This is a genomic window from Anseongella ginsenosidimutans (genome assembly GCF_008033235.1).
In the GTDB taxonomy this organism is placed as follows: Bacteria; Bacteroidota; Bacteroidia; order Sphingobacteriales; family Sphingobacteriaceae; genus Anseongella; species Anseongella ginsenosidimutans.
The window spans coordinates 3044501-3067932 of sequence record NZ_CP042432.1 but is presented as its reverse complement, the minus strand read 5'-3'; the positions used below and the strand labels follow the sequence as shown (position 1 = coordinate 3067932).

General features: G+C 50.5%; 18 protein-coding genes. 5 read left to right on the top strand and 13 right to left on the bottom strand.

Features of this window, described 5'->3' with window-relative positions; genetic code table 11:
* Positions 1-2: 2 nt before the first annotated feature.
* From FRZ59_RS12655 to FRZ59_RS12640, 5 genes are all read right to left on the bottom strand, one after another.
* Positions 3-3074, bottom strand: coding sequence for a SusC/RagA family TonB-linked outer membrane protein (locus FRZ59_RS12655; protein WP_132128810.1), 3072 nt, complete (start codon positions 3072-3074; stop codon positions 3-5).
* A gap of 144 nt (positions 3075-3218) precedes the next feature.
* Positions 3219-4598 (bottom strand): sugar porter family MFS transporter, encoded by a 1380-nt coding sequence (locus FRZ59_RS12650; RefSeq protein WP_132128809.1) that lies wholly within the window; start codon positions 4596-4598, stop codon positions 3219-3221.
* 7 nt (positions 4599-4605) lie between these two features.
* Positions 4606-5763: a class I mannose-6-phosphate isomerase gene (locus FRZ59_RS12645; protein WP_225975058.1), complete on the bottom strand. Its 1158-nt coding sequence runs from the start codon at positions 5761-5763 to the stop codon at positions 4606-4608.
* Positions 5760-6422 (bottom strand): DUF8485 domain-containing protein, encoded by a 663-nt coding sequence (locus FRZ59_RS19140; protein WP_225975057.1) that lies wholly within the window; start codon positions 6420-6422, stop codon positions 5760-5762. The genes FRZ59_RS12645 and FRZ59_RS19140 overlap by 4 nt, the downstream gene beginning before the upstream one ends.
* Before the next feature lie 161 nt (positions 6423-6583).
* On the bottom strand, positions 6584-7312 hold the full coding sequence (locus FRZ59_RS12640; protein WP_225975294.1) for a GntR family transcriptional regulator: 729 nt from the start codon (positions 7310-7312) through the stop codon (positions 6584-6586).
* A gap of 61 nt (positions 7313-7373) precedes the next feature.
* Between FRZ59_RS12640 and FRZ59_RS12635 the strand changes: the two genes are divergently transcribed.
* Positions 7374-8129 carry a DUF3891 family protein gene (locus FRZ59_RS12635; protein ID WP_132128807.1) on the top strand — a complete coding sequence of 252 codons (756 nt, stop codon included), beginning with the start codon at positions 7374-7376 and terminating at the stop codon, positions 8127-8129.
* 29 nt (positions 8130-8158) lie between these two features.
* On the opposite strand, the gene FRZ59_RS12630 is transcribed toward FRZ59_RS12635, so the two are convergent.
* The 3 genes from FRZ59_RS12630 to FRZ59_RS12620 form a co-directional block, all read right to left on the bottom strand.
* Positions 8159-9073 (bottom strand): TIM barrel protein, encoded by a 915-nt coding sequence (locus FRZ59_RS12630; RefSeq protein ID WP_132128806.1) that lies wholly within the window; start codon positions 9071-9073, stop codon positions 8159-8161.
* Between the two features lie 101 nt (positions 9074-9174).
* Entirely contained in the window at positions 9175-9552 is a 378-nt protein-coding gene (locus FRZ59_RS12625; protein ID WP_132128805.1) for a DUF2784 domain-containing protein, read from the bottom strand.
* A 59-nt stretch (positions 9553-9611) separates the two neighbouring features.
* Positions 9612-10463 (bottom strand): helix-turn-helix domain-containing protein, encoded by an 852-nt coding sequence (locus FRZ59_RS12620; protein ID WP_158640630.1) that lies wholly within the window; start codon positions 10461-10463, stop codon positions 9612-9614.
* 114 nt (positions 10464-10577) lie between these two features.
* Between FRZ59_RS12620 and FRZ59_RS12615 the strand changes: the two genes are divergently transcribed.
* Positions 10578-11147: a DUF4168 domain-containing protein gene (locus tag FRZ59_RS12615; protein WP_132128803.1), complete on the top strand. Its 570-nt coding sequence runs from the start codon at positions 10578-10580 to the stop codon at positions 11145-11147.
* A gap of 65 nt (positions 11148-11212) precedes the next feature.
* Here the strand turns inward: FRZ59_RS12615 and FRZ59_RS12610 are convergent, their stop codons facing one another.
* Together FRZ59_RS12610 and FRZ59_RS12605 are read right to left on the bottom strand one after the other, a co-directional pair.
* Positions 11213-14452, bottom strand: coding sequence for a glycosyl hydrolase (locus tag FRZ59_RS12610; protein ID WP_132128802.1), 3240 nt, complete (start codon positions 14450-14452; stop codon positions 11213-11215).
* A 99-nt stretch (positions 14453-14551) separates the two neighbouring features.
* Positions 14552-15793, bottom strand: a complete 1242-nt coding sequence (locus FRZ59_RS12605) for an MFS transporter (RefSeq protein ID WP_132128800.1) — start codon at positions 15791-15793, stop codon at positions 14552-14554.
* Positions 15794-16019: 226 nt separating this feature from the next.
* On the opposite strand from FRZ59_RS12605, the gene FRZ59_RS12600 reads away from it, so the two are divergent.
* Positions 16020-16433 (top strand): DUF6157 family protein, encoded by a 414-nt coding sequence (locus FRZ59_RS12600; protein ID WP_132128798.1) that lies wholly within the window; start codon positions 16020-16022, stop codon positions 16431-16433.
* A 13-nt stretch (positions 16434-16446) separates the two neighbouring features.
* Here FRZ59_RS12600 and FRZ59_RS12595 read toward each other — a convergent pair whose 3' ends face one another.
* A complete protein-coding gene (locus tag FRZ59_RS12595) occupies positions 16447-17475 on the bottom strand; it encodes a 3-keto-disaccharide hydrolase (RefSeq protein WP_225975056.1) in 1029 nt (342 codons plus the stop codon).
* Between the two features lie 195 nt (positions 17476-17670).
* Between FRZ59_RS12595 and FRZ59_RS12590 the strand changes: the two genes are divergently transcribed.
* Positions 17671-17925, top strand: coding sequence for a hypothetical protein (locus FRZ59_RS12590; RefSeq protein ID WP_132128796.1), 255 nt, complete (start codon positions 17671-17673; stop codon positions 17923-17925).
* Positions 17925-18197: a hypothetical protein gene (locus FRZ59_RS12585; protein WP_132128794.1), complete on the top strand. Its 273-nt coding sequence runs from the start codon at positions 17925-17927 to the stop codon at positions 18195-18197. The genes FRZ59_RS12590 and FRZ59_RS12585 overlap by 1 nt, the downstream gene beginning before the upstream one ends.
* 12 nt (positions 18198-18209) lie before the next feature.
* Here FRZ59_RS12585 and glgB read toward each other — a convergent pair whose 3' ends face one another.
* Together glgB and treS are read right to left on the bottom strand one after the other, a co-directional pair.
* Positions 18210-20117, bottom strand: coding sequence for a 1,4-alpha-glucan branching protein GlgB (glgB, locus tag FRZ59_RS12580; protein ID WP_132128792.1), 1908 nt, complete (start codon positions 20115-20117; stop codon positions 18210-18212).
* Complete coding sequence (gene treS / locus FRZ59_RS12575) at positions 20114-23431, bottom strand: maltose alpha-D-glucosyltransferase (protein WP_132128790.1); 3318 nt, start codon at positions 23429-23431, stop codon at positions 20114-20116. The genes glgB and treS overlap by 4 nt, the downstream gene beginning before the upstream one ends.
* Position 23432 lies beyond the last annotated feature (1 nt).

Here is a 23432-nt window from a genome sequence, read left to right as displayed (position 1 = left end):
ATTTAAAAGGTAACGTTTACGCCTAAATTAATGATCCGCGGCTTCGCGTAAGGGTAAAAGTCGAGCCCCTGCGCGTGGGAAAAGCCGTAGGTTTCCACTTCAGGATCATATCCGGTATAATCTGTCGCCAGGAACAGGTTCTGTGCGGACAAATAGACACGGAACTGCTGCACATTCATTTTCTGCAAAGTTGCCTCAGGAAGATTATATCCTAGTACGATATTCTGCAGCCGCAGGAAAGAACCGTCTTCCACCCACCAACTGTCGATATTGGTGGTATAATAGGTTCCCCAGGCCCTTACTTCCGCAATCATGGCATCCTGGTTGTCGGGCCTCCAGGCGTCCATTACCGTCGCATAACTGTTGGTCAGGGTCTGCCGGTCTTCCGCAGAATGTTTGGTCGCATTGATGACATCGTTCCCGTAAGAAAAACGAAGATCGAATGACAAGTCAAAATTCTTATAGGTAAACTCATTAGACATATTGCCTACCCATTTCGGATACATGCGGCCGATAATTGATTCATCGTCTCCGTCTATAGTAGTATCGCCGTTCAAATCCGCCAGCTTTAGGTCACCCGGAAGCCGTCCGTACCGGGCCGCTTCTTCGGCTTCCTCCGTACTCCAGGTTCCCAGGCGGGTCTTGCCCCAGATGGTACCGATGGGATGCCCTACCCTCAGGATATTGGTTTGGCCCAGGAACCACGGCCCCGGGAAAATATCGGCGTTATTATTAGCCAGCTGTACGATCTCATTTCGGTTGGACGCCCAGTTGATGGAAGTACTCCAGGTAAAGTCGCCCCGGCTGATATTCAATGAACTGATGGAAACTTCAATACCTTTATTCTCTACAGATCCGATGTTCCGCGTTACCCCGTCCAGCCCGGTTGACCAGGGCAGCGGCGCTGAAAGCAACAGGTCGTCGGTACGTTTGTGGTAAACATCCACCTCCAGGGAAAGACGGTCATCCCATAATCCCATTTCCAACCCGATATCGGCTTGCTTGGTCGTTTCCCACTTCAAATCCGGGTTTCCGAAGCTGCTGCGGAACAAACCTGTTTGCAGGCCGTTGGCAAACAGCACGTTGGCGGTGCTAAGGAATTGCAGTGAAGCATAGGAACCTAATTCCTGGTTGCCGGTATGCCCGTAGCTGGCCCGGATCTTCAGGTTACTGATGCCTGGGGCGCTTTGCATGAAATCTTCTTCAGAGATACGCCAGGCGATCCCCGCCGAGGGGAAAAAGGCGTATTTATTATTCTTTCCGAATTTTGATGAACCATCATAACGGCCGGTAACAGTCAGCAGGTATTTACTTTTATAGCTGTAATTCCAGCGCGTAAAGTAGGAATTCAGCTGCGATTCGTTGATCCCGCTCCCGATATCCCCTTTGGCGATGGTTCCGGCGGCGGGAAGGTTCCTCCATTGGAAAAAGTCATCAAGAAAGTTTTCCGCCCGGACTGAAAGGCTCTCGTAGTGATCCTGGCTCCAGGATAAACCTCCCAGGCCGGTAATGGAATGATCGCCAATCTCTTTTGTCCAGGTGAGGTAATTCTCGCTTTGCCAGTAGGTGCGGTCTTCTATCCCTACGCTGGCCACGCCCCGCTGGTCGGCGGAAAGGTTACGCAATTCCCTGCCGGAGTAAAAATTATTCTTATCGTCATCCAGCAATGCGCTGAACTGAGTCTTGAGTTCAAGTCCGGGAGCGAGCTTAAAATTCAGGTAAGCGTCTCCGTAAAGCTGGGAGGTGATCCTGTCCGTTCCTCTTTCCTGCGCTACGCGAACCGGGTTATCTCCTTCGGCGGACGAATAAAAATCATTGTTCTTGCTCCAGGTGCCGTCAGGGTACTTTACCGGGACGATCGGGATCATTTCGGTCACCAAACGGGGCATGTTCAGCGCTCCGTTGGCATCGTCTATTACGTGTTGTTTATTCCGCACACCCATAACGCTTCCGCCTATGGTCAGCCAGGGTTTTACATCGCTGTCTACAGTTACCTTGCCGGTAAAGCGGTTGTTCCAGGAATTGATCATGATTCCCTGTTCGCCTGTATAACCCATGGAAAGGCTGTAACGGGTCTTTTCGCTGCCGCCGCGAAGGGCAATGGTATGGCTGTTAGAGATAGCCGTTCGATACACCTCATCTTCCCAGTTGGTATCGTAAAGGGGGTTCCCGCTGGCATCAAACAGCAGGGGGAAGTCGGCGGGATCAAACTTGGTGTACTTTCCCTGGGCATAACCCGTAGGATCATATTTCTCCGCGTTGTCATAGGCCCTGTGATATATTTCCATGTACTGCGCCGCATTGAGGCTGGGAACGCTGCGCTGCCGGGCGCCTACCGATACAAAACCGCTGTAAGTCAGCTGGCTGGCATTGGCAATTCCCCGCTTAGTCGTGACCAGCAGTACGCCGTTGGCGCCGCGGGCGCCGTAAATAGCGGTAGCCGATGCATCTTTCAATACTTCGATCGAAGAAATATCATTGGGATTCACCATATTAAGATCCACTCCGATGATCCCGTCCACCACTACCAGCGGTTCTTTACCGGTGTTAATGGAATTGATACCCCGTATCCGGATCCGGGCCGAACTTCCCGGAGCCGCCGCGTTGTTCAAAACTTCTACCCCGGCGATCCTTCCCTGAAGGGCTTTTACCGCGCTTACCGGGGAGCGGTCAACCAATTCGGACGCATTGATGGTTCCCACTGAACCGGTAAGGTCGGACCGTCTTGCAGTACCATATCCGATGGCCACAACCTGCTCGAGTTGCTCGGTATCTTCTTCCATCGTCACGTTTACCAGGCTGCGGTCGTTGACAGGGATTTCACGGGTCGCAAAACCGATAAAGGAAAAGACCAGGGTAACGTCTCCCGAAGGAACGTTCAGGGAATAATTTCCCGAAGCATCCGTGGATACGCCAATGCTGGAACCTTGTACTGTTACGCCGACGCCGGCAATGGGTGTATTGTCGGCCGCTGAAGTAACTTTCCCGCTCACTTCATGCTGGGCATTGGCGGCCCAGCTCAGGCAGGACAAGCAAAAAAGCATGGCCATGCACGCTTTGACATTCTGTTTCATGATTTGTTGATTTAGGAGCGTAAGTGAAAAAAGTTTTGTTCATATGTTTACACATATAAGCTAATCTAGTAATATTTTGCTTACACACAAAGCAAATGTGTAACAGTTTCGTACACAATTCGGACCGCGGGCCGGATTTCCCCTTTATTTTCGCCAGATCTCCTGGATCTCTTCCAGGGTTTTTCCCTTGGTCTCGGGCAGTAATTTGTTCCCTACCCACCAGGCTACCAGGCAAAAGCCGGCAAATACCCAAAAAGTCACCGCCGTCCCAAGGCGTTCCAGGCTTAAAGGCGTCAGCTGCCCTACAATGGTGTCCGCCACCCACATGGTCATTATGCTAATTGCGAGTGCGCGCCCCCGGATATGATTGGGAAATATCTCCGAGGCGACCACGAACTTGATAGGGCCGATGGAGAACGCAAAACATCCGAGAAAAAGGAGGGCGCTGAGCAGCAGTAACCAGCTGCCGGTAGCGCCCAGGTAAAAACACAGGCCGGTAGAAAACAGGCTTACGGCCGCGCCGGCCGTCCCAAACAGGTACAGCGGCCGCCTGCCGAGCTGGTCTACTTTCCAGATAGCCAGCAAGGTGAAGACCACGTTAGCCCCTCCAAGGATGATCTGGCCGAGCAAGGCATTGCTGAGATCGATCCCGGCCTCGTTCAGGATGCTGGGCCCGTAATAAATAACGGCGTTTATGCCCGAAAACTGGGAGAAAAAGGGAAGCAATATGCCAATTAAAAGCGCCTTCCGCATGCCAGGCTTTAGCAACTCCCGGTAGCTGCCTCCTTCCCGGACTTTGATTTCCGCGGCGGCTTCCGTTACCTGCCTGGCTTCTCCGGGGCCGCTTATCTTCTCCAGGATAATCATTGCTTCCTTCTTTCTTCCTTTTTGAAACAACCACCTGGGGCTCTCCGGCACCAGGGCTAATCCCAGAAGGAATAACACAGAAGGAATCGCTCCGACCCCAAACATGCCCCTCCAGACTTCCCGGTTGAAAACATACGCAAAAAAACCTTCCGAAGTCACGGCGGCCCCGGCAGCATAATGATGCAAACCTGCATTGCTCAGGTAGGCCGCCAGGATACCAAGCGTGATAGCCAGCTGGTAAAAGGTGACCAGGCGGCCCCTGATCCTGGCCGGCGATATTTCTGAAATATAAAGCGGCGCCACGCTGGAAGCGATCCCTACTCCCAGCCCACCCGCTATCCGCGAAATGACCAGGAAAGAAAAGCCGGGTGCCAGACAGGCGCCGATGGCGGAAAGCAGGAAAAGCACCGCAGAAAGTAAAAGCATCTTTTTTCTGCCCAGCCGGTCACTCAGCTCCCCTGAAAATGCGACACCGGCAATACAGCCGACTAACGCGGAGGACACAAACCATCCTTCCCGGAGGGGTGAAAGCGAAAACTGCTCTCGTACAAAAGGAAGCACACCGGAAATAACAGCCATATCAAATCCGAAAAGCAAACCACCCAGGGCGGCCACAAAGGTGATCAGCAGCAGGAAAAAACGATTGGACTGTTGCATAATTATCTTATTTCACGAAAGCTTTAACAACCTTTGCTTTCTTCTTTCCGAGATTAACCAGTTTGAATGTTCCCGCCGCGGCGGGAACGACGAATGTTTCCGCGAATTGCAGGGTCAGTTCCCGGGAGCTGGTATAAACCCTGACAGGCCCTCCTTCCACGAGGTTACACACCTGGGCGCCGTCTTCCGTTTCCAGCTGCATTTCAGATTCGAATTCAAGCCGCTGGATGCGATAGAAATGCTCCTGGTGAGTAGGCAGTTCCAGCAGCTGCCAGTCATCCCCTTCCTCAAGGAGCTGAGGCACCGACAACAGCTCTTTTTTTACTCTTTCTCCTTCCATTGAAAAATCCAGGTTCTCAAACCCTCTTTGCAGGTTCAGCGGCCGTGGCTTTCCGTCCAGCCCGGGACGGAGCCAGTCATACAATTTAAAGGTATAGATATAAGGGGTACTGCTTATTTCCAGCACCAGGTTATTAACGCCTGAACAATGAATGGTGCGGTTGGGAATCAGAAAAAGATCGTGTTTCTTCGCCGGGAATACCTGGACAAAATCTTCCACCTGTACGGGAACCTGGTCCAAAACACTTTCTTCCAGCGTCTCCCTGAATCGCTCCCCGGAAACGCCTTCCCGGAATCCAAGGTACACCTCCGCGTTTTCGCCGGCGTCAAGAATATAGTACGTCTCGTCCTGAGTAAAATTTTCACCAAAATGTGCTTTTATATACGCATTACCCGGATGGCATTGCAGCGAGAGGTTGCCGCCGCTGAAGGTATCCAGAAAATCAAAGCGAATGGGAAACTGGTCCCCGAACCGGGATACCGCCTTTCCGAGTACGGCCTTATTATTATGAACCATTAAAAAATCAAAGCCGAATTCAAGCATTTTTCCGCTGCTTTCCAGGATCACTCCATTCTCCGGGGTAATCAGTTCAAAGGACCAGGCATAGTTGATCTCTTCGTAAGGCAGCCCTTCGATATGCTGCTTCATCCAGTTGCCGCCCCAGGCGCCCGCTTCAAACCAGGGCCTCGCCCGGAAAGCGTTTCTTACTACGAGATCTAGCGCATGGCGGAAGTTTTCGCCCTCCATCCAGGTAATACCATCTGTTCTTTGTTGATCTACAAAGGCGTCGATACGGGGAAGCAGGCTTTTCCTGTGCTTATTCAAGACCACCCAGTCGACGAAAAAGAATTGTTTGTATTGCTGTGCAGGGGACGGGGAGCGGAACGCCCGGTATTACAAACCGATCCCGCTCTTGAGCGGTACTGTATCTCGTTCCTGGGCACATCCAGGTACACCAGCGGGCCTTTCCATCCGGCGAGCGCGGCGCCTGTGCCATAGAGTATATCCAGGCTGTTGCCCGGGGGCGTTATTTTCTCCAACTTCGCCGTTTCGAAGAAATCTGTTAACTCTCCCGGAAAAAGCCGTCCGAAAAGCGGGTCCTCTCCGCCCAGAAAAGGCGCTGTCAGGCGCTCTATCTCTGCTTCTCCCTTTAATGCTGCATCTATACAATGCCAGTTTACGGAAATCCCGTTCTTCCGAAAGGCCTGATTCAAAGCTTCTGTAAATGCTTGCCAGTGTACGCCGGAATAACCGTCAATCGTTACCTGGCGAAAGTCGCTGATCCAGGCAGCAAGCGTTTCATAACCCTTGTAAATATTCTCTTCTTCCAGCGAAAAAACCGGGAAAATGTCATAACCTTCCCGTTCCCGCTTTTCCCTTTGAAGCGGCAAAGCAGGTTGCGTTGTTTTCCGCATGCCGGCGGTCTGGTCTTTCCGCCCAGGCGCTGCCTGGTCCGTCATTCCGGAAGCTGTTTCTTTTTTCATTGTCATCTGTTCCCAAAGTATTGTTGTAATGTCCAAATGTTTGAACATATAAAACAAACATAATTAAAAACAAGGAGATTATCCCTGCTTAAAAGAATTAATTATCAAATGTTCTTTTAAAATTAAATCTCGGCCCTCTACTGGTATACAGGAGCGGGTTCTTAAGAATTCCTGCGGATGTTAATGGAATAAGCAAATTTATCGCTCCGGTAATAACCGAGGTTATATTCAATGATCCGGTTACCCGTATCGAATACCGTTCTTTTCCGGAATAACACAGGCGTGTTTTCCTCAATTCCAAGGTAAGCGGCCACCTTTTCGCTGGCCTTGACCGCCTTCAGCTCTTCGTGCGAAGAAGTAGGAAAAATGGAGAATTTCTCCTCAAAGAGCTTATACAAGGGCCGCGTAAAGTCTTCCGTTCCACTCAGGGGGACCCTCGGATGAAACCAGGATATAAAATAGACAAAAGGGCCATTCTCATCGCCCCTGAGGCGTTCAAGTTTAAATAATTCGGCATTTTTTTGTACCTGGAACAGCTCAGAAACTCCCTGCGGAGCCGCCTCGCTTTGAATGTCCACCAGGTAATTGCGCACCTTAATCCCCCTGCGGCTCATTTCTTCGGTGAAACTATGCCATTCATCCAGATGAGTGGTAATGGTCCTTGGCGCCACCATGGTTCCTACCCCTTTTTTTCGAACCAGCAATCCCTCGAGTACCAGCTTGTAAATGCCTTGCCTTACCGTATTCCTGGATACGCCGAATTTCCTGGCAAGCTCCTCTTCCCTGGGCAATAGTTTTCCGCCGTCATAATCGCCGCTTTCTACCAGGCTTCTTATAAGTACTTCTATTTGCTTATGAAGGGGGACCGGAGATGTATGATCAATCTGCATGTTCAAACATACAAATTTGTGGCAAAATTGTTGCAAGGTTCCCGGTTAGAAAAAATCAAATATGATCATACGTGAACAGAGAAATGACTTGCTGCTTATTACTCAACCTCATCATGCCGCGCTTGCGGGTTTATTTGCCGGCCATTGGAAGGTCACGGCCTTTCAAGGATTTGACCGGCTGGAAGAGGTGCTGTTTACTGTTCACCACCATGATCAATGCTGGGAAGAGGCTGATAAGGCTCCCCTGCTGAACCCCGGGACAAAGCTTCCTTATTCATTCGATGATTACCCCGAAAAGCGAAAGATCGGACTATACCGGGAAGGAATAGATGCGATGGAAAAGGGACACCCTTATTCCGCCCTGCTGTGCAGCAGACATTTTGCGTCCTTTTTCGCTTCTTCACTGACAGGGCCGGGACGGGATTTCCATGAATCGGAACTACTCAGGCAAAAAGGCCTTGTTAAAGCGCTTGGCCTGAAAGAACAGGAGCAGGCAGAAGCGGATTTCCATTTTCACCTGCTCCAGTTCTGCGATAACCTTTCCCTGTTCATTTGCTTAAACGAGGAAGGGAAAAATCAGCATCCCTGGTTCAAAAAAGGCTTCTCTAATTCCGAAAAACTGGGCGTGAATACCCGTCCTTTGAAAGCCGGCTGGAAAGACACTGATACAGTACGGATAACGCCTTTTCCCTTTGATGAATCCTTCAGCCTGCAGCTGGAATATCGTGCTATTCCTTCGCTCCTGCCTGACCAGGCAACATTAACGCGTTGTTGGGAAGAGGCTCCGCTCCGTACAAAAACCATTCATTTCCGGTAAGCCCAACGGTACACCGGATCAAAAGCCGGTTAAAAATTATCCGATTCCACGTAAGCCTGTATCAGGGCAAGCTCCCCTTCTTTACCTGGCTTGGACAGTCCATGCTCCATGCCCATTACGCCGGTATAACCTTTTTCATGAATGTACTTGAAAACGTTCCGGTAATTGATCTCCCCGGTAGTCGGCTCTTTCCGGCCGGGATTGTCCCCGATCTGGAAATAAGGGATCTCTTCCCAGCAACGTTCTATATTGGTAATAAGCTGCCCTTCATTTTTCTGCAGGTGATACGCATCGTAAAGGATCTTGCAGGAAGGACTATTCACTGCTTTGCAGATAAGGTAGGTTTGATCGGAATACTGCAGGAAAAGGTTTGGCGAATCGCTCAGCGGCTCCAGTACCATTACCAGGCCGTGGGGTTCCAGGATTTCGGCGCCTCTGCGCAGGGCTTCGATCACATTGGCAGTTTGTATTCCCAGGGGAAGATGCCGCTCATAGTCACCGGGCACCACGGTCATCCATTTGGCATTGCATCTTTTCGCCACTTCTACGGCCCGCCTGCAGCCATCCAGGAAAATATCCACGTGTTCCTTTTTCCCGGCTGCAAGCGTATTGGCGGAATTTCCGCCTTTATCAACCACGAACACGCCCATGGTCATGCCGAGCTTGGCGAGCGTGTCACCGATTTTGGTCTGCAGCTCCGCCGGCCTGCCCATCATCCCGTTGTCTTCCAGCGCCATGAAACCCGTTTCAGCCATAAAATGAAGCTGGTCAATGGGATCCTTTCCCGCATGATGCTCAAACATGCCGAAGTGGGGGGCGTATTTCAGTTTGAAATTATGTTTTTGGGGCATGGAACGTGTTGTTCCGGCAGCGCTTGCCATGCCTGATAATCCAGCTACGGCAGAGCCGGCTGCCAACCCTTTAACAAAACTTCTTCTTTTCATATTCTTTCCTGTATTTATTGGTTTAATTTTCTCATTATTTTAGCGCAATGGCTGTAAATATAGTAATTGTGCGCAATTACAGGGGATACCGGAAAAAACTATTATCCCCGGCGCTTCCGGAAAAAATTTACGTAAACAGAAAGTGCGGCAGCAATGGCGAAAAAGACCGTCGTCAAGGTGTCTACCAATGAGGCATCCAGGTTCTCCCCGCTGACTTTATCCGCAAAATATTTGATGAAGGAGGCCGGAAGACCCCTTTCTCCCAACTGCTCTTTTATCCGCCATTGCCAGTCGGTAATGGGACAGTAGCCCAGGCCATACCAATAGCCGAGCAGCAGCCAGGAAGCGGCAGTTAGCAAAATGCTGATAAAATGTGCTTTCCTCAGCGGGGCCCATATCCACCCAAAGAGATTGAAGCCGATAATTGCCAGGTGGAGCAAGGTGAGTAATACGTCCAGAAGCTGAAGGTTGCCGGTCATTGAAACTTTCTATTAGCTGGTGGTTTCAACACTAGTCTGGTGAATACTAAATTCACACACTAGAAAAGCGCAGAGGATTCAAGGAGACGGGATGCGCAATATTCATTCGGTGTTTTCCCTGAAAATTCTTTAAATTCTTTAATAAAATGGCTTTGATCATAATAGCCCAGCTGAAAGGCTATTTCCTGCCAATTCATCCCCGGTTGCTGATCGAACATATTTTTAACCAGGTTAAACCGGCATATCCGGGCGTAACGCTTGGGCGGCAGGCCTACTTGGTCCAGAAAATACCGTTCCAGGGTCTTCTTGGAAGTAAAGGTCATTTCCTGTATCGCTTTCAGCGTATAAAACTTTTTTCCGCCCATCAGCTCCAGCGCTCCCGCCATCGCCAGGTTATTCCGCTTTTTCTGCTGCTGTCGTAGTTTTCCAGTGAGAAATTTTTCCAGCATCCAGATCATTTCCCCCGTTCCGGAGGCCTCGTACATTTGCTCGCAAAGCAGCTCCACTTCGTTACCCCAAACGCTGTCCGCCTCAATAATATCATCCGCCAGGTAACGCATGTTCAACCCTGTTAACCGGTGAATGCCCATCGCCTTGAACTTAACTCCCAGAATATCGATGCCCCGGGGATTACTGAGGGATATCCTTGGCTTTACGGGCTGACCGAATAAATAACAATACTTTTTCATCGTCAGTTTTCTCTCCGGGAAGATCATATCTTCCGCCAGCGCATTCAGGTTAAAGGTCATTCCCTGCATAAGCGGCGTAGGTACTTCCTGGCTGAGGCTTTCGCTGAGGGTGATAATGGACCGCCAGTAGAAATCCACAATTTCAGCCAGTTCAGGGCAGGGTGGAAATGTTTTAAAATAAGTCATACGGTTCAGGAGAATCGAAAATAATATTTTAAACATGGTTTTCCAAACCCTGCCCGGCATTGTATTTGTATCCCTTGAGTTTCAAATAAAAATCGCCCTGACCGGAATACCGGTCGAAAGCGGCAAATTGATGTATTAAAATCGAGAAAAATGAAACGCTTAAAAAAACTAAGAACAGCAGCGCTGACCGGCTTTGCGGCAATATTGCTTTCCGCTTCCGGCCTCTATGCTCAGCAGCAACAACAACAGCAACAGCAGCCGCTACCGGGAGGACAAGCGCCCGCCGTAAAGGAAGACTTTAGTGATGAAACACTTGAAAAGTTTATAGATATCAATAAAAAGCTTGCCCCTCACCAGCAGCAGGGCGAGGCGGAAATGGTAAAGGCCATCGAAGGACAGGGACTGGAAACCGAACGCTTCGGCGAAATCATGACAGCCCGCCAGATGAACGACTCAACCAATGCGGGCGCTTCTGAAGAAGAGCTAAAAAAAGTGGAAAGCGCCACCCAGGAAATAATGGGCATACAGCAGGAGCTGCAGCAAAAGATGACCAAAGTCATCGTGGACGAGGGTATGGAACTGCAGGAGTTTGAGGATATTATCCTGGCTTACCAGTATAGCCCGAAAGTGCAGAAAAAGATCAATGAACTTGTGCAGCAGGATCAGGCAGCCGGCCTCGCTCCTGCGGATTCAAGCGAAGCCACACCTGCTGAAGAGTAAGAATTTGCCCCTGCATTTTGCAGCGGATGGGTTTAAAAAAGGCCGGGGAGAATTCCCCGGCTTTTTTAATAGGCGGTTAGCTCAACCCTTACCGGACCAAGCAGGCCTGCCGGATGAAGCGGGCTTTCGGCCGCATACGGGTTAATATATGTCCATGTTTTACGTTGCTCCTCAGGCTTTTTTAAATCTCCGATCAGCCGGTTGACCCAGGTGTTCACCACCTTTATTTCCACCTTATTCTCCCCCTCCTGAACCGCTTCTGTAATGTCCACTTTGTAGGGAGGTGTCCACACTCCGCCGACTTCCTTCCCATTCACCTTTACTTTTGCCAGTGCAACTACAGCACCCAGGTCCAGCACCACCCGGCCTTCGGGGCGGTCCAGCTGAAAGCTATTATGGTAAACGGCGGTTCCGGAATAATGAGCGATCGCCGGATCAGGGTGTTTTGACCAGTCCGTGAGTGTGTCAAAGGCAACCGGCTCCGCAGGCCCCCTGCTGCCGGGATCAAACTGAACCTGCCAGGTATTGTTAATTTCCAGCGCCTTCAACGGTTCGGGGAAATTAAGCCTCTCGCCGGTCGTTCCCGGCGCAGGTTCCTTCCTGAAAATCACGAAAGCGCTTTCATAGGCATCCAGTTTCAGCGGAACCGCAGTACCATTTTCCATGCTTTTAAACTCCGGAAGGTCACGAACCGTTCCATGGATCGCGTTCCATAATTCCGGGGTTTTGCCCTGCACGCGAAATACAGGATCGATACTTATTTCCCTGTCGCTTTGATTAGAAAGAAAATATATTTCTCCTTCAGGTAGTGTACGATGGATATACAATACAGGGTCTTCAGCGGTTGTTTTAACGTCCGGCCGGATCCCTGTTTCATTAAATACTTCCTCCAGGCTCATCCCATCCATCACACGTCCCTTGCCATAGGTATTGATCTTTACTGTTTTTCCGTCAATGGCGCCCCATAGATCGGCGGCTAGTTTCTTCACCCGTCCGTCCGCTTCGCCATAATTTGCAAGGCTTGGCGAACGCTCCGGCTTCGGGCCAAGCACGATCCCTCCTGCCTTTACCAGTTCCGCAATCTTTTCAAGTAATTCCGGCCGCATGGTTTTTAACTGGGGCAATACCAGCACGCTGTACTGCATGCCGTCGGGTAGGATAAACTTTCCGTTTTTCACCGACAGCCGGTCACGGATCACTTCCCCGTTAATATAGTCAAAGGAATATCCCTTTGGCAGGGCAGGATCCTGGATGCCCGTCATTTTGGGCGCATCTTCGCCAATAAAATACGCCACGTCAGCGACGTATTTGCCTTGCTGCAGCAAAAAGTTGCAGCGTTTCAGGTAATCGACGAACATATCCATATCATAATACCAGGTATTGAAACGATTGAATTCGTTCCCGAACCAGGCATTTACACCAGGCTTCCTGTCTTCATAGGGCTGGTGAATATAAACGTGCAGCAGCGTATTATTGATCCCTTCGGTAAAAAAGCGGTCGCCCCTTTGTTTCATCATGGCAGGATAACGGCCAAAAGTGTTACCCGCAGCGGTAAAGGACTCCGCGGAAACTTTATTGCGTCCGTAAATATGGGCAGCGGACGAAGCGGCGCGGTTCTCAATATTGCCCAGGTCTCCTTCGCTCCAGAATTCCCCGCCCACTTCGTCAGATTGCCCTCCATATTGAAGGAACTCCCCCGGGAAACCCCAGTGCCCGTAATTCTCAAGCCAGATGGTGAGACCATGTTTGTGGGAAATATCGCGCAGGCCTCCCACGTATTCATAAGCAACGTTGTCGGCAATAAAACGCCGGAGATCCCATAAGAAGCGATCCGACCTGTCCTGGCTGCCTATCACATGCCCGTACATTACCGGGACATACGGGGTTGGGTCATAACCAAACCGCTCTTTGAACTTTTTCATAAACCCGTCTGTCCAGTTCTGTCCGCCCATTTCGTAACTGTCCTGAACGGCCACCTTCCAGGTTTTACGGTCTTCGGCAGGAATACGTTTAAGAATTTCACCCAGAAAAGCTTCGAAATGTTTGATCACGTGTTCGTGATTCATTTTATCTATTTCCAGCCCCGTTCCTTCGGGTGAAGCCGGTCCGTTTTTAACGCCGGTAGGAAGCATGCCTGTTCTCATCACCACCCATTTCCCTTCCGGCACTTCCCAGTTCAGCGTTCCGTCCGGCGACATGCTGGCGGTCAGGTCTATGACCCCGGAGGGATCAACCAGGTATGCGTCGTCCGCTACCGCTTCCTGCGGCTCCCATTGATATTCATGCCAGTAAGGCAAAGGCGTGGGATGCATCTTTGCCAAGGTTTTTTCAATATAACGCCCCACCTTAGGCGTGGTAGCCAATGCTATTTCAGCGATGCCTGCTCCGGGAGAAGCCTTGTCAATGGTCAGGCGGAAAGCGCTGCCAGTAGCGGGAGCAAAGGAAATTGCGACAGGTGCATATGGCACAAAACCTACGTTCAGCGCATTATTGCTGCGGTCAACGGTCACTTTTTTTACTTCCCGGTAATTTCCATTTTCCTTTACCTCAAGCAACACATTTAACGTCATGTTCCTTTTTGCGGGATAGATCGTCAGGCTCCTGGCCGTATAAACCGAGGATGCCGTCATAGTAATAATGGTCTGCTTCCCTGGCTGCAGGGACAAGACGGTGGCGGTGTCCCCGTCCATTACTTTGTCCACGCCTGCAATACCGGGTTCAGCGTTTAAGCGCGGGTTCAGGCTGGAAAACGTACTCCCATAGCCTTCCGGCGCGGGGAAAGCCAACACCCTGACATCCTGGAATGCCCCACCGGGCCTGGATAATTTTTGCAAGACCTTTCGCGGACCCTCCAGGACCGTTTCGGCCGCCGCCAGGTAGCGCATGGCTTGCTCCGGCTTTACCCAGGGGCCGCCGGACTGGCTCCAACCCGGACTGTTGAACAATCCGATCTCAATATTCAGTTCGGTCGCAGTTTTAAGCGCAGCATGAAGGATCTCCCACCATTCATCGGTAAACAACTTTACATCTCCGTAAGGCACCTCCCCGGTGAGGCCGATATTTCCAATAAAAGCACGGTTGATTCCTACGGCCTTCATCGCATGCAGATCTTTTACCACACCCTCCTTTGAAATATTATCGGAGATCCAGTACCAGTATACGCTGGTCTGGATCGAATCCGGAGGCGTCTTAAATCTATCTTCAAGTGTGGAAAACGGCACGTTTTCAGCCAACTGCTCCGAGCAGGAAAACATGAATGCCCCGGAAAGGAACAAGAAGAGGGTTTTAAGGTATATTTTATTCATCGCAAAAATTTATGATAAGCACTGCTATGCGGCGGCCGCATAAGCATCAATTATAGGGTATTTCCCGCCTTGAGCCATCCTGCCCTATCCTGCCGGTGATCAGGCCGGCCCTTGCCCCGCTTCTCCGGCGCGCGTCACTTCGGGCACCAAAAATGAAAGGATACCCACCAGGCCGATCGCACTTCCCAGAATCACGAATGTCCGGCTGATCCCGATCGTATCGGCCAGGAAGCCGGTGCCCATCAGCGCCAGCAGGGACGGAAAAAGGGAGATGCTGAAAAACATAGAGAACACCCGGCCCAGCAACGCGGGATCGATCTTTTCCTGAATAATAGCCGTGAAACTGGCATTGTATATTGCCCCGGTTATGCCTCCGATGGTTGTCAAAACTACAAAAACAGCATAACCCCGGGGAGGCAGCAGTCCGGACAGCGCAAGTACCGCACCCAGGATGATGTACATCCAGTTGATCAACACCACCTTGTTCGTCCGTATTTTCAGCATACCCAGCAATCCTCCTCCGGCCAGCATACCCACACCCCAGACGACTTCTATCAAGCCCATCTGGAAAGTATCCCCCTGAAAGTGCTTCAGGGTAAGCAGCGGAAAAAGTACGGCGACCGGCATCAGGCAAAACGTGGCGACGATCGAAAAAAGGAATAGCAGCGAAAATCCCCTGGAAAAGGTGATAGCGCGAATCCCCGCTTCGATATCACCTAGTACCTGTTTTATACCTTTTCCCTTCTGCACGGTGCGCTCCGGGTTGGGAATTCGCACAAAAAGCAGGGATAATATGGCGAAAAGGGCGCCGGCAATATCAAAAAGCAGAACATAACCAATGTCCATAAGGCCAATAGCCAGGGCTCCGAGCGCCGGGCCGGCAATATTGGAAACGGACTGTATTACCTGGTTGATCCCGGCTACCCGCATCAGCTCGGACGCGGGAGCCAGCAAAGGTACCGAGGCCTGCATGGCAGGCATATGAAAGGCTGAGCCTACCGAACGAAGGCCCAGCAATAGGTAAAGGTACCACAGTTCCATTTGCCCGAAATAAAACAAAGAAGCAATCACCAGGGTGCAGAGGGCAATGAAGCCATCGGCCATGATCATGGTCTTTTTCCGGTCCCACCGGTCTATGAAAACGCCGGAAAAAAGCCCGATCACCGATTGCGGCAGCAAGGCGGAAATCGCGGCCAGGGCCAGCACCTCGGCGGAGCCCGTTTCCAGGCTCAACCAGATAATGACTGCAAAATTCACCAGAGAACTACTGAGCAGGGACATAAACTGACCCGCCCATATAATGGAGAATACTTTTCTCCAGTTGCCTGTTACCTGAGACATAAGTAATTAAAAGCTAAAGGGATAAACCCCTGTATTTGAAATAAAAAATAATAGGACTCAGCCCGCCGGCTGATAAAGGAAAAAAACAGGATTAGCTCCCGGATTTAAACGCGATCCCTGGAGAACAGGGCTTTTTTTAGGTCAATCATCTTCATGGGTACTGATTACTCTGCGGCAAATATACTTTTTTTAACTTTACCCCCAAAGCAAGTATTTGTTAAATATCATGAAAATACATACCACTAATTACGAGGACACCTTGGTTGAAGTCGCCGAGGATTGTCCCGCAAAGACAGGCGAAGTTCCTCCCGCAAAAGGAAGCGGCAGAACCGCTGCCCTTATTCAATTTGAAATAATCAGCAGGCATCCCTATAAATTCACTTCAGACGATGTATTGTTCCAGGTGTTTGCGGAGAAGAATGACCTAACAGAAGAAGAGCTGCCTGCAGCCAGACAGCTCTTCTTTTCTAAGGGCCAGCCCTGTTTCCGGGCTTCCCCCCTGCCCAAGCGCTACGGCTGGGGAGTACATAGTGATAAAGACGGGAAAATAGCGCTCTACGGCTGCGAAACCGAAGAATACCGGCAGTTGTTAACGGATGAGAACACGAAAAGGGTCCGCGCTATGAAATCCCGCCGGTAAGGGAGACGCCACCTTATTTTGCCGGCGTAATCACAATCTTGCGAAACTCGATAGGGCCATGATCGCCCTGAATGTAGATCGGGCCCGGCTCCCCTTCGTTGCTGTCGAGGGCGCCGCCGGTGATACCCGGAATTTCCCGGTTGCAGATAACCGTTTTTCCATTTGCAACGACGGTCACCATTCTGCCGGTCAGCGTGATATCGTAGCTCTGCCATTCACCAGGGCCCAGGGCGACAATTTCGCTGGGCGGCAGGAATCCATAAATACCGCTGTATAATACGCTGGAAGGATGCGCTTCGGCCGGGCTGTCTTCAATCTGTGTTTCATAACGGCCTCTTAAATACACGCCGCTGTTACTTCCTTTTTGGTACCTGAACTCCACGTGCAGCTTAAAGTCCATAAATTCCTGTTCCGAAATTAAATTCGCTCCCGAGCGGGGGCTTGTCAGAACGCCGTCCCTGACTTCCCACTGGTTTTCACCAAGGGCTTTCCATCCGTCCAGGTTTTTGCCGTTAAACAATTCAATAGGCTCGCCCCAGGCTGGTTCAGCCGTCCTTTTTAGGAAGGGGGCTTTTACGCCTTTCCAGTTGTACGTTTTCCCTTCGCTGGTGGTAATAGTACCCTGTATTCCCTCGCCGCTAAGTTCGCCTTCGATCACAAAATCCTGGTCCCCGGCTTCCCACTGCGGAGGGATCGTGAAGCTGAACTTCCCGTTATCGAACTTAACCTCAGCCACCGGCCGCGCACTACCCACCACACCTACGAAATATCCTACCAGCGTGCTGTTGCCCGAAAGTTTTACTTCCAGCCAGGAAGGCGCCGGCTTGCCGTCCTGGTCAATAGTAATGTCCCAGCGGCCAATAAGGTCTGCTGCTTCCGCTTTTTTTACCGGAGCGATCATTCGTTCTTCTCCCGGCCCGGCCAGGGTTCGCTGTTCCCCCGGAGTTGCTTCCCCTTCCCTGATTTTGATTGCCCCCTGCAATGGCGCTGTTACTGCCAGCATCGTGCAAGCCAGCACAGCAGTTGCTATTTTTTTATACATAACGGATTATATTTTAATGAAGGCAAGATAAGATAACAATCATATCCAGGCAAATCCGGGAAGGAAACAATTTCCTGAATGGGGAAGTGAAGGGACATGTCTTTCTGAATGGAAACAGCCTACCGGCCTGCAGACAATCCTGTCGGAAAAGGCACCCCAATTGCTCCTTAAACAGAAAGACAAAAAATAATTATCATGGACACATTAGGAAAACAAGTCAGCCGCCAGGAAGGCCCAATGGCAAAGATGATTGAAGAACAAACAAGCAAAATACCTTCAGACTGGTATTTGTGGGCAGCGGTTACCTGCATGGCTGCCTCCCTCACCCTGAAGATAATGGAAAAGAACCATACCGCCTTATTCGTCGGTCAATGGGCGGCACCCTTCCTCTTATTCGGGATCTATAACAAGTTAGTGAAGCTGGAAGGCCACGACGAATACGATAAATAATGCCCCTGAAAGCGGCGGTTTTAAAGATTGTCAGCAAGCAGTATGCGCCCTCGTCGTTCATAGAGACGACGTTCGGCCGGTACGATCTTGCCTTTAAAACCGAAGAGGAAGGACGGCCGGTGCTGCTGTTTATCGGGCAAAAAAATGAACGCGGCGACATTGTCGGAGAACGGTACACCCGGCGGCTGTTGCTTGATGGAAATAACAAGATCATTAAAGATCATTGGGAGAACAAAGGGAAAGCCACAATCCAGGTCCGAAGCGCTGCTTAAACCAGTCCCGGGTCAATAGCCCGGATCCATATCGTGCTGATGCTTCAGGACGATCACTCCCAAAGGAGGTAAGGTTAGTGACAGGGAGTGGCTGCGGCCGTGCATAAATATGGGCGCCGTTTCCAGCATGGCTTCATGGAACAAATTGCTGCCGCCGTACTTCCCGGCATCTGAATTGAATATTTCGGTATAAAAACCCTTGTATGGCACGCCGATCCGGTAATTTCTCCTTACTACCGGGGTAAAATGGGCAACAAACAGAAGATCCTCTTCGTTTCTTCCGCTTTTTCTTATCCAGCTGATCACGCTGTTCTGCGAATCCCTGAAATCAATCCATTCAAAGCCCCCGGGAGCAAAACTTTGTGCATAAAGCGCGGGCTGCCCGCGGTATAATTCGTTCAGGTCCTTTAAAAGCAACTGGATTCCCTGGTGCAGCGGGTGATGATTTTCGTGCCAGTCCAGACTGTAGTCGTGACCCCATTCGCGTCCCTGGGCGAATTCGCCGCCCATAAAGATCATTTTTCCGCCGGGATGCCCGAACATATAGGCAAACAGCAGGCGCAGGCTGGCAAATTGCTGCCACTCGTCTCCGGGCATTTTTCGGATCAGGGAACCTTTGCCATATACAACTTCGTCATGAGACAAGGGAAGGATGAATTTCTCGCTGAAAGCATACTGGATGCTGAAGGTCAGCTGCCCCTGGTGAAAGCTCCGGTGAACCGGCTCCTTTTGAAAGTAGGTAAGAGTATCATGCATCCATCCCATCATCCATTTCAGGTCGAACCCAAGGCCGCCTTCGGATGTGGGATGGGTAACACCGGGCCAGGCGGTCGATTCTTCGGCAATGGTAAGCGCATGAGGATGGTGAGTGTGGACGGCATCGTTGAATTCCCGCAAAAAACTAATAGCTTCGAGGTTTTCCCTTCCGCCGAATTCGTTCGGGATCCATTCTCCTTCCTTGCGGGAATAATCCAGGTAGAGCATAGAAGCCACCGCGTCCACCCGCAGGCCATCCACATGATATTTATCCAGCCAATAGAGGGCATTGGATATCAGGAAGGCCCGCACTTCACTTCTTCCGTAGTTAAAGATCAGGCTCTTCCAATCGGGATGAAAACCTTTCCGGGGATCCTCGTATTCATACAAATGGGTACCGTCGAAAAGGGCGGGGCCATAGTTATCGGCCGGAAAATGAGAGGGCACCCAGTCAAGGATAACGCCAATACCTGCTTTATGCAGCTGGTTAACGAGGTACATAAAATCCTGGGGCGTGCCGAAACGGCTGGAAGGAGCAAAATAACCGGTAATCTGGTAGCCCCATGAACCGTAAAAGGGATGTTCGGCCAAAGGCATAAATTCCACGTGGGTAAAGCCCATGTACGCGCAGTAAGCTGGCAGTTCTTCCGCCATTTCGCGATAGGTCATAAAGCGGTTTCCTTCTTCCGGGACCCTTCTCCAGGAACCGGCATGTACTTCATAGATAGACAGGGGGCCGTTCAGCGCAGCAGCTGAATTCCTTTTCCTGATATACTTTCCATCCGTCCAGCGGAACGCTGTATCCCAGACTACAGAAGCCGTATGCGGCGGAGTTTCCCAGTGAAACGCGTAGGGGTCACCTTTTTCGGCAATATGCCCGCTTTGCGACTCTATATAATATTTATAATATTCTCCTTTTCCAATCCCGGGAACGAACAATTCCCAGATACCCGACTCATCCCAGCGAACCTGCATCGGGTGGCTTTTCCTGTTCCAGGCATTAAAATTCCCGATAAGGGAAACATAACGCGCATTTGGCGCCCAAACAGCAAAGGTGGTTCCGCTTATTCCTTCCTTCTCCGTTATATGCGCGCCTAACTTCTCGTACAGGTGGTAATGCTTTCCCGCCCTGAATAAACCGATATCGAAATCTGTAATTGTCATGAATGCTCCATAATGAACCGGATACCACGCAGTGGGATGATGACCCAGCTGGGACGGTTATCCAATTCGTAATTCAATTCGTATATAGCTTTTTCCAGCAGGTAAGTTTGCAACAAGACCGCCAGGTCTTCCTCCGCGGAAGGGATCAGCGCTGTACCCCGGACCGTATCCATATAAGCCTGCATAAAAAAACCGCTCATGTAGTGATACCAGAGATCAGCAAAAGGAAGCAGCTTGCCAATATCTCCTTTCCGGATCTGGTTGCCCAGGAGCAGGCTTGCATAGGCGGCGTAATGGAAGGAACGGAACATGCCCGCCACGTCGCGCAAGGCGGAACGCTTCAGCCTCCTTTCGCTGTAAGGCCGTGCAGGCTCTCCTTCAAAATCCAGGATCACAAAATCCTTCCCGGTCAACAGGACTTGCCCCAAGTGATAATCGCCGTGAACGCGGATCTTTACTACGTCTATTTTCTTCCGGTAAACACGACGAAGGATATTCAGTACGTCCCCCTTCATATCCAGAATTTCTTCCGCTTCCCGTGTCATATCGCCCGAAAGTTCGTCCGTGTTTTCCGCCAGGTTTTGAAAGGCTGCGCGTACCAGAGATTGCATGGAAGAATAGAGGGAGCGTTGGTAATGCAGGGAAAAATGCTCCGGCTTGAAGTCCGGGGTGTTTCCGGATGCAAGTGCCTTGTGCATTTCCCCCGTCCTTATTCCCAGCAGGCGGGCGCGCTCCGCCACCGATCCGTCCAGCAATTCCTGGACATCGGCGGGGATATCACGATAGCGGACAGGGCGGGTAAGATCGGTTTCATATTCCGGGAAAGAGAAGGAAACTTTGTTCCGCGCAAGCACCCTTTCATAAAAATCATCCAGTCTTTCCTGCATATACGTCCATGCGTCGCTGTGGTTTTCCACCAATTCCTGCATCATCCCTAATACCATGGTATCGTTTTCATATTTCCAGCGGATGGCGCCTGTAAAGGCAGGAATATGCGTAAATTTTGCCTGTTTGGAGAGGAAATGGGTGACTTCAAGGTCCGGGTTCACGGCGCGGTCCACTTTCCGGTACATTTTAAGGAAAAAAGAATTATTATAAGTAAGCGACGTGTTGCTTTGCTCAGCGGAAAGCACCCTTGACCTGACCTTTTCCTGGTCCCGGATGTACTGTTTTAATAGTTTATTCCCTGAAAAATGGATCATCCCCTCCTTCATGGAGATATGCCGGTTACCTGCCATTCTGGAAATAATAGCCTGACGGAACCGCGGGCCGTACAAGGCATCGAAAAGAACGCCTTTCTGTTCCCCCACATGCAACTGCGCTATCACTGCCTGCGGGCAGTTTTCCTTTATATTTAAGGCAAACTCTTCTGTTCCGAAGGCTACCGGAAGATGATAGACCTCCGGCAGCCCGCTTTGATAAGTCACTTCGATAAGCAGCAATACGGCACTATTCTCAGACAGGGGGACCACTGCGTGATTAATGATCCGGATATGCTGAATAGTCCTCCCTTTCCCCCCGAACCATCGTATATGCCGGAGGTAAGGAGGCAGGATGCGATTCTCCAGTTCCCCGCGAACATCTTTTTGCAGAAGGTCTTTCCAATGACCTAGCTCTAAAAGGGGTAACGAGGCCTCTTCATTTACTCCGGGATGCACTTTTTCAAGCATGAACCACTGGCAATCGTGGCCGCTGAGGGTAAAGAAATAAAATTCGTCCTCCTTTATAGCCGGGAACCGGTTCTTACTGAACACTTCCACCGGCAGGTATCCTTTGTATTCCCTCATATCCAGTTCCGCGGGCTGGGAATAACGGGAAAGATTCACCATGACCAGCATGATCTCCTCCCTGTAGCTGCGGGTAAATACCAGCACCTTAGGATTATTGGAAGAAATAAATCGCATATCGCCCCTGCTGAAAGCTTTGTGATTCTTCCTTATATGAATGATCCGTTTCATCCACCAAAGAAGGGACGAAGTATTCCGGTATTGCATTTCTACGTTTACCGATTCATAATGATATTCCGGGTCCAGTATTACCGGGAGGTATAACTTCTGCGGATTTGCCTGCGAAAAGCCGGCATTCCGGCCGGCGTTCCATTGCATAGGGGTGCGCACACCGTTCCGGTCACCCAGGTAAAAATTATCGCCCATCCCTATTTCATCTCCGTAATAGATCACCGGCGTTCCAGGGAGGGAGAACAGCAGGCAGTTCAGCAGCTCTATCTTTTTCCGGTTATTCTCCATCAAGGGCGCCAGCCGGTGTCTGATGCCCAGGTTGATCCGGGCTTTCGGATCTTTCACATACACCTTATACATGTAGTCCCGCTCTTCATCCGTTACCATTTCCAGGGTCAGTTCATCATGATTCCTAAGGAATATAGCCCATTGACAGGTATCGGGAATCTCCGGGGTCTGTTCAAATATATCGGTGATCGGATACCGGTCTTCCATTTGCAAGGCCATGAACATGCGCGGCATTACCGGGAAATGAAAGTTCATATGACATTCATCCCCCTGGCCAAAATAAGAAGCCGAATCTTCGGGCCACATATTAGCCTCAGCCAGCAGCAGGGTGCCTGGAAAGTGTTCATCAATATGCTTTCTCAGCATTTTAAGAAAATCATGGGTTTCAGGCAGGTTTTCGGAATTGGTGCCTTCCCGTTCAAAAAGATAAGGAACGGCGTCAAGGCGAAACCCGTCGACCCCCATCTTGCACCAAAAATCCAGGATCCTGATAATTTCTTCCCTTACCTGGGGATGATCATAATTCAGGTCGGGCTGGTGGTAAAAAAAGCGGTGCCAATAATATTGCTCAGCCACGGGGTCCCAATTCCAGTTGGAAGCTTCAAAATCCTGGAAAATAATACGAACATCCTTGTACTGTCCGGGATCATCCGTCCATACATAGAAATTCCTGTAAACGGAATCTTTAGGAGCCTTCCTTGCCCGCTGGAACCAGGGGTGCTGATCGGAAGTATGATTGATCACCAGTTCGGTAATGACTTTGAGATTACGGCGATGCGCTTCCTTTAGGAACTGCCGGAACTGCCTCACATCGCCGTAAGAAGGATTGATGCGATAATAGTCGGCAATATCATACCCGTCGTCCCTGAGTGGAGAAGGATAGAACGGGAGCAGCCAGATGGCGGTAACCCCCAGGTCCTGGAGGTAGTCCAGCTTTTCCATTAAGCCCTGGAAATCCCCGATGCCATCGCCGTTGCCGTCACAGAACGCCTTAATGTGCAATTCGTAAATAACAGCATCCTTGTACCAGTGGAGCCTGTCATCCAGGCCATTTTTCTTATCAGCCATA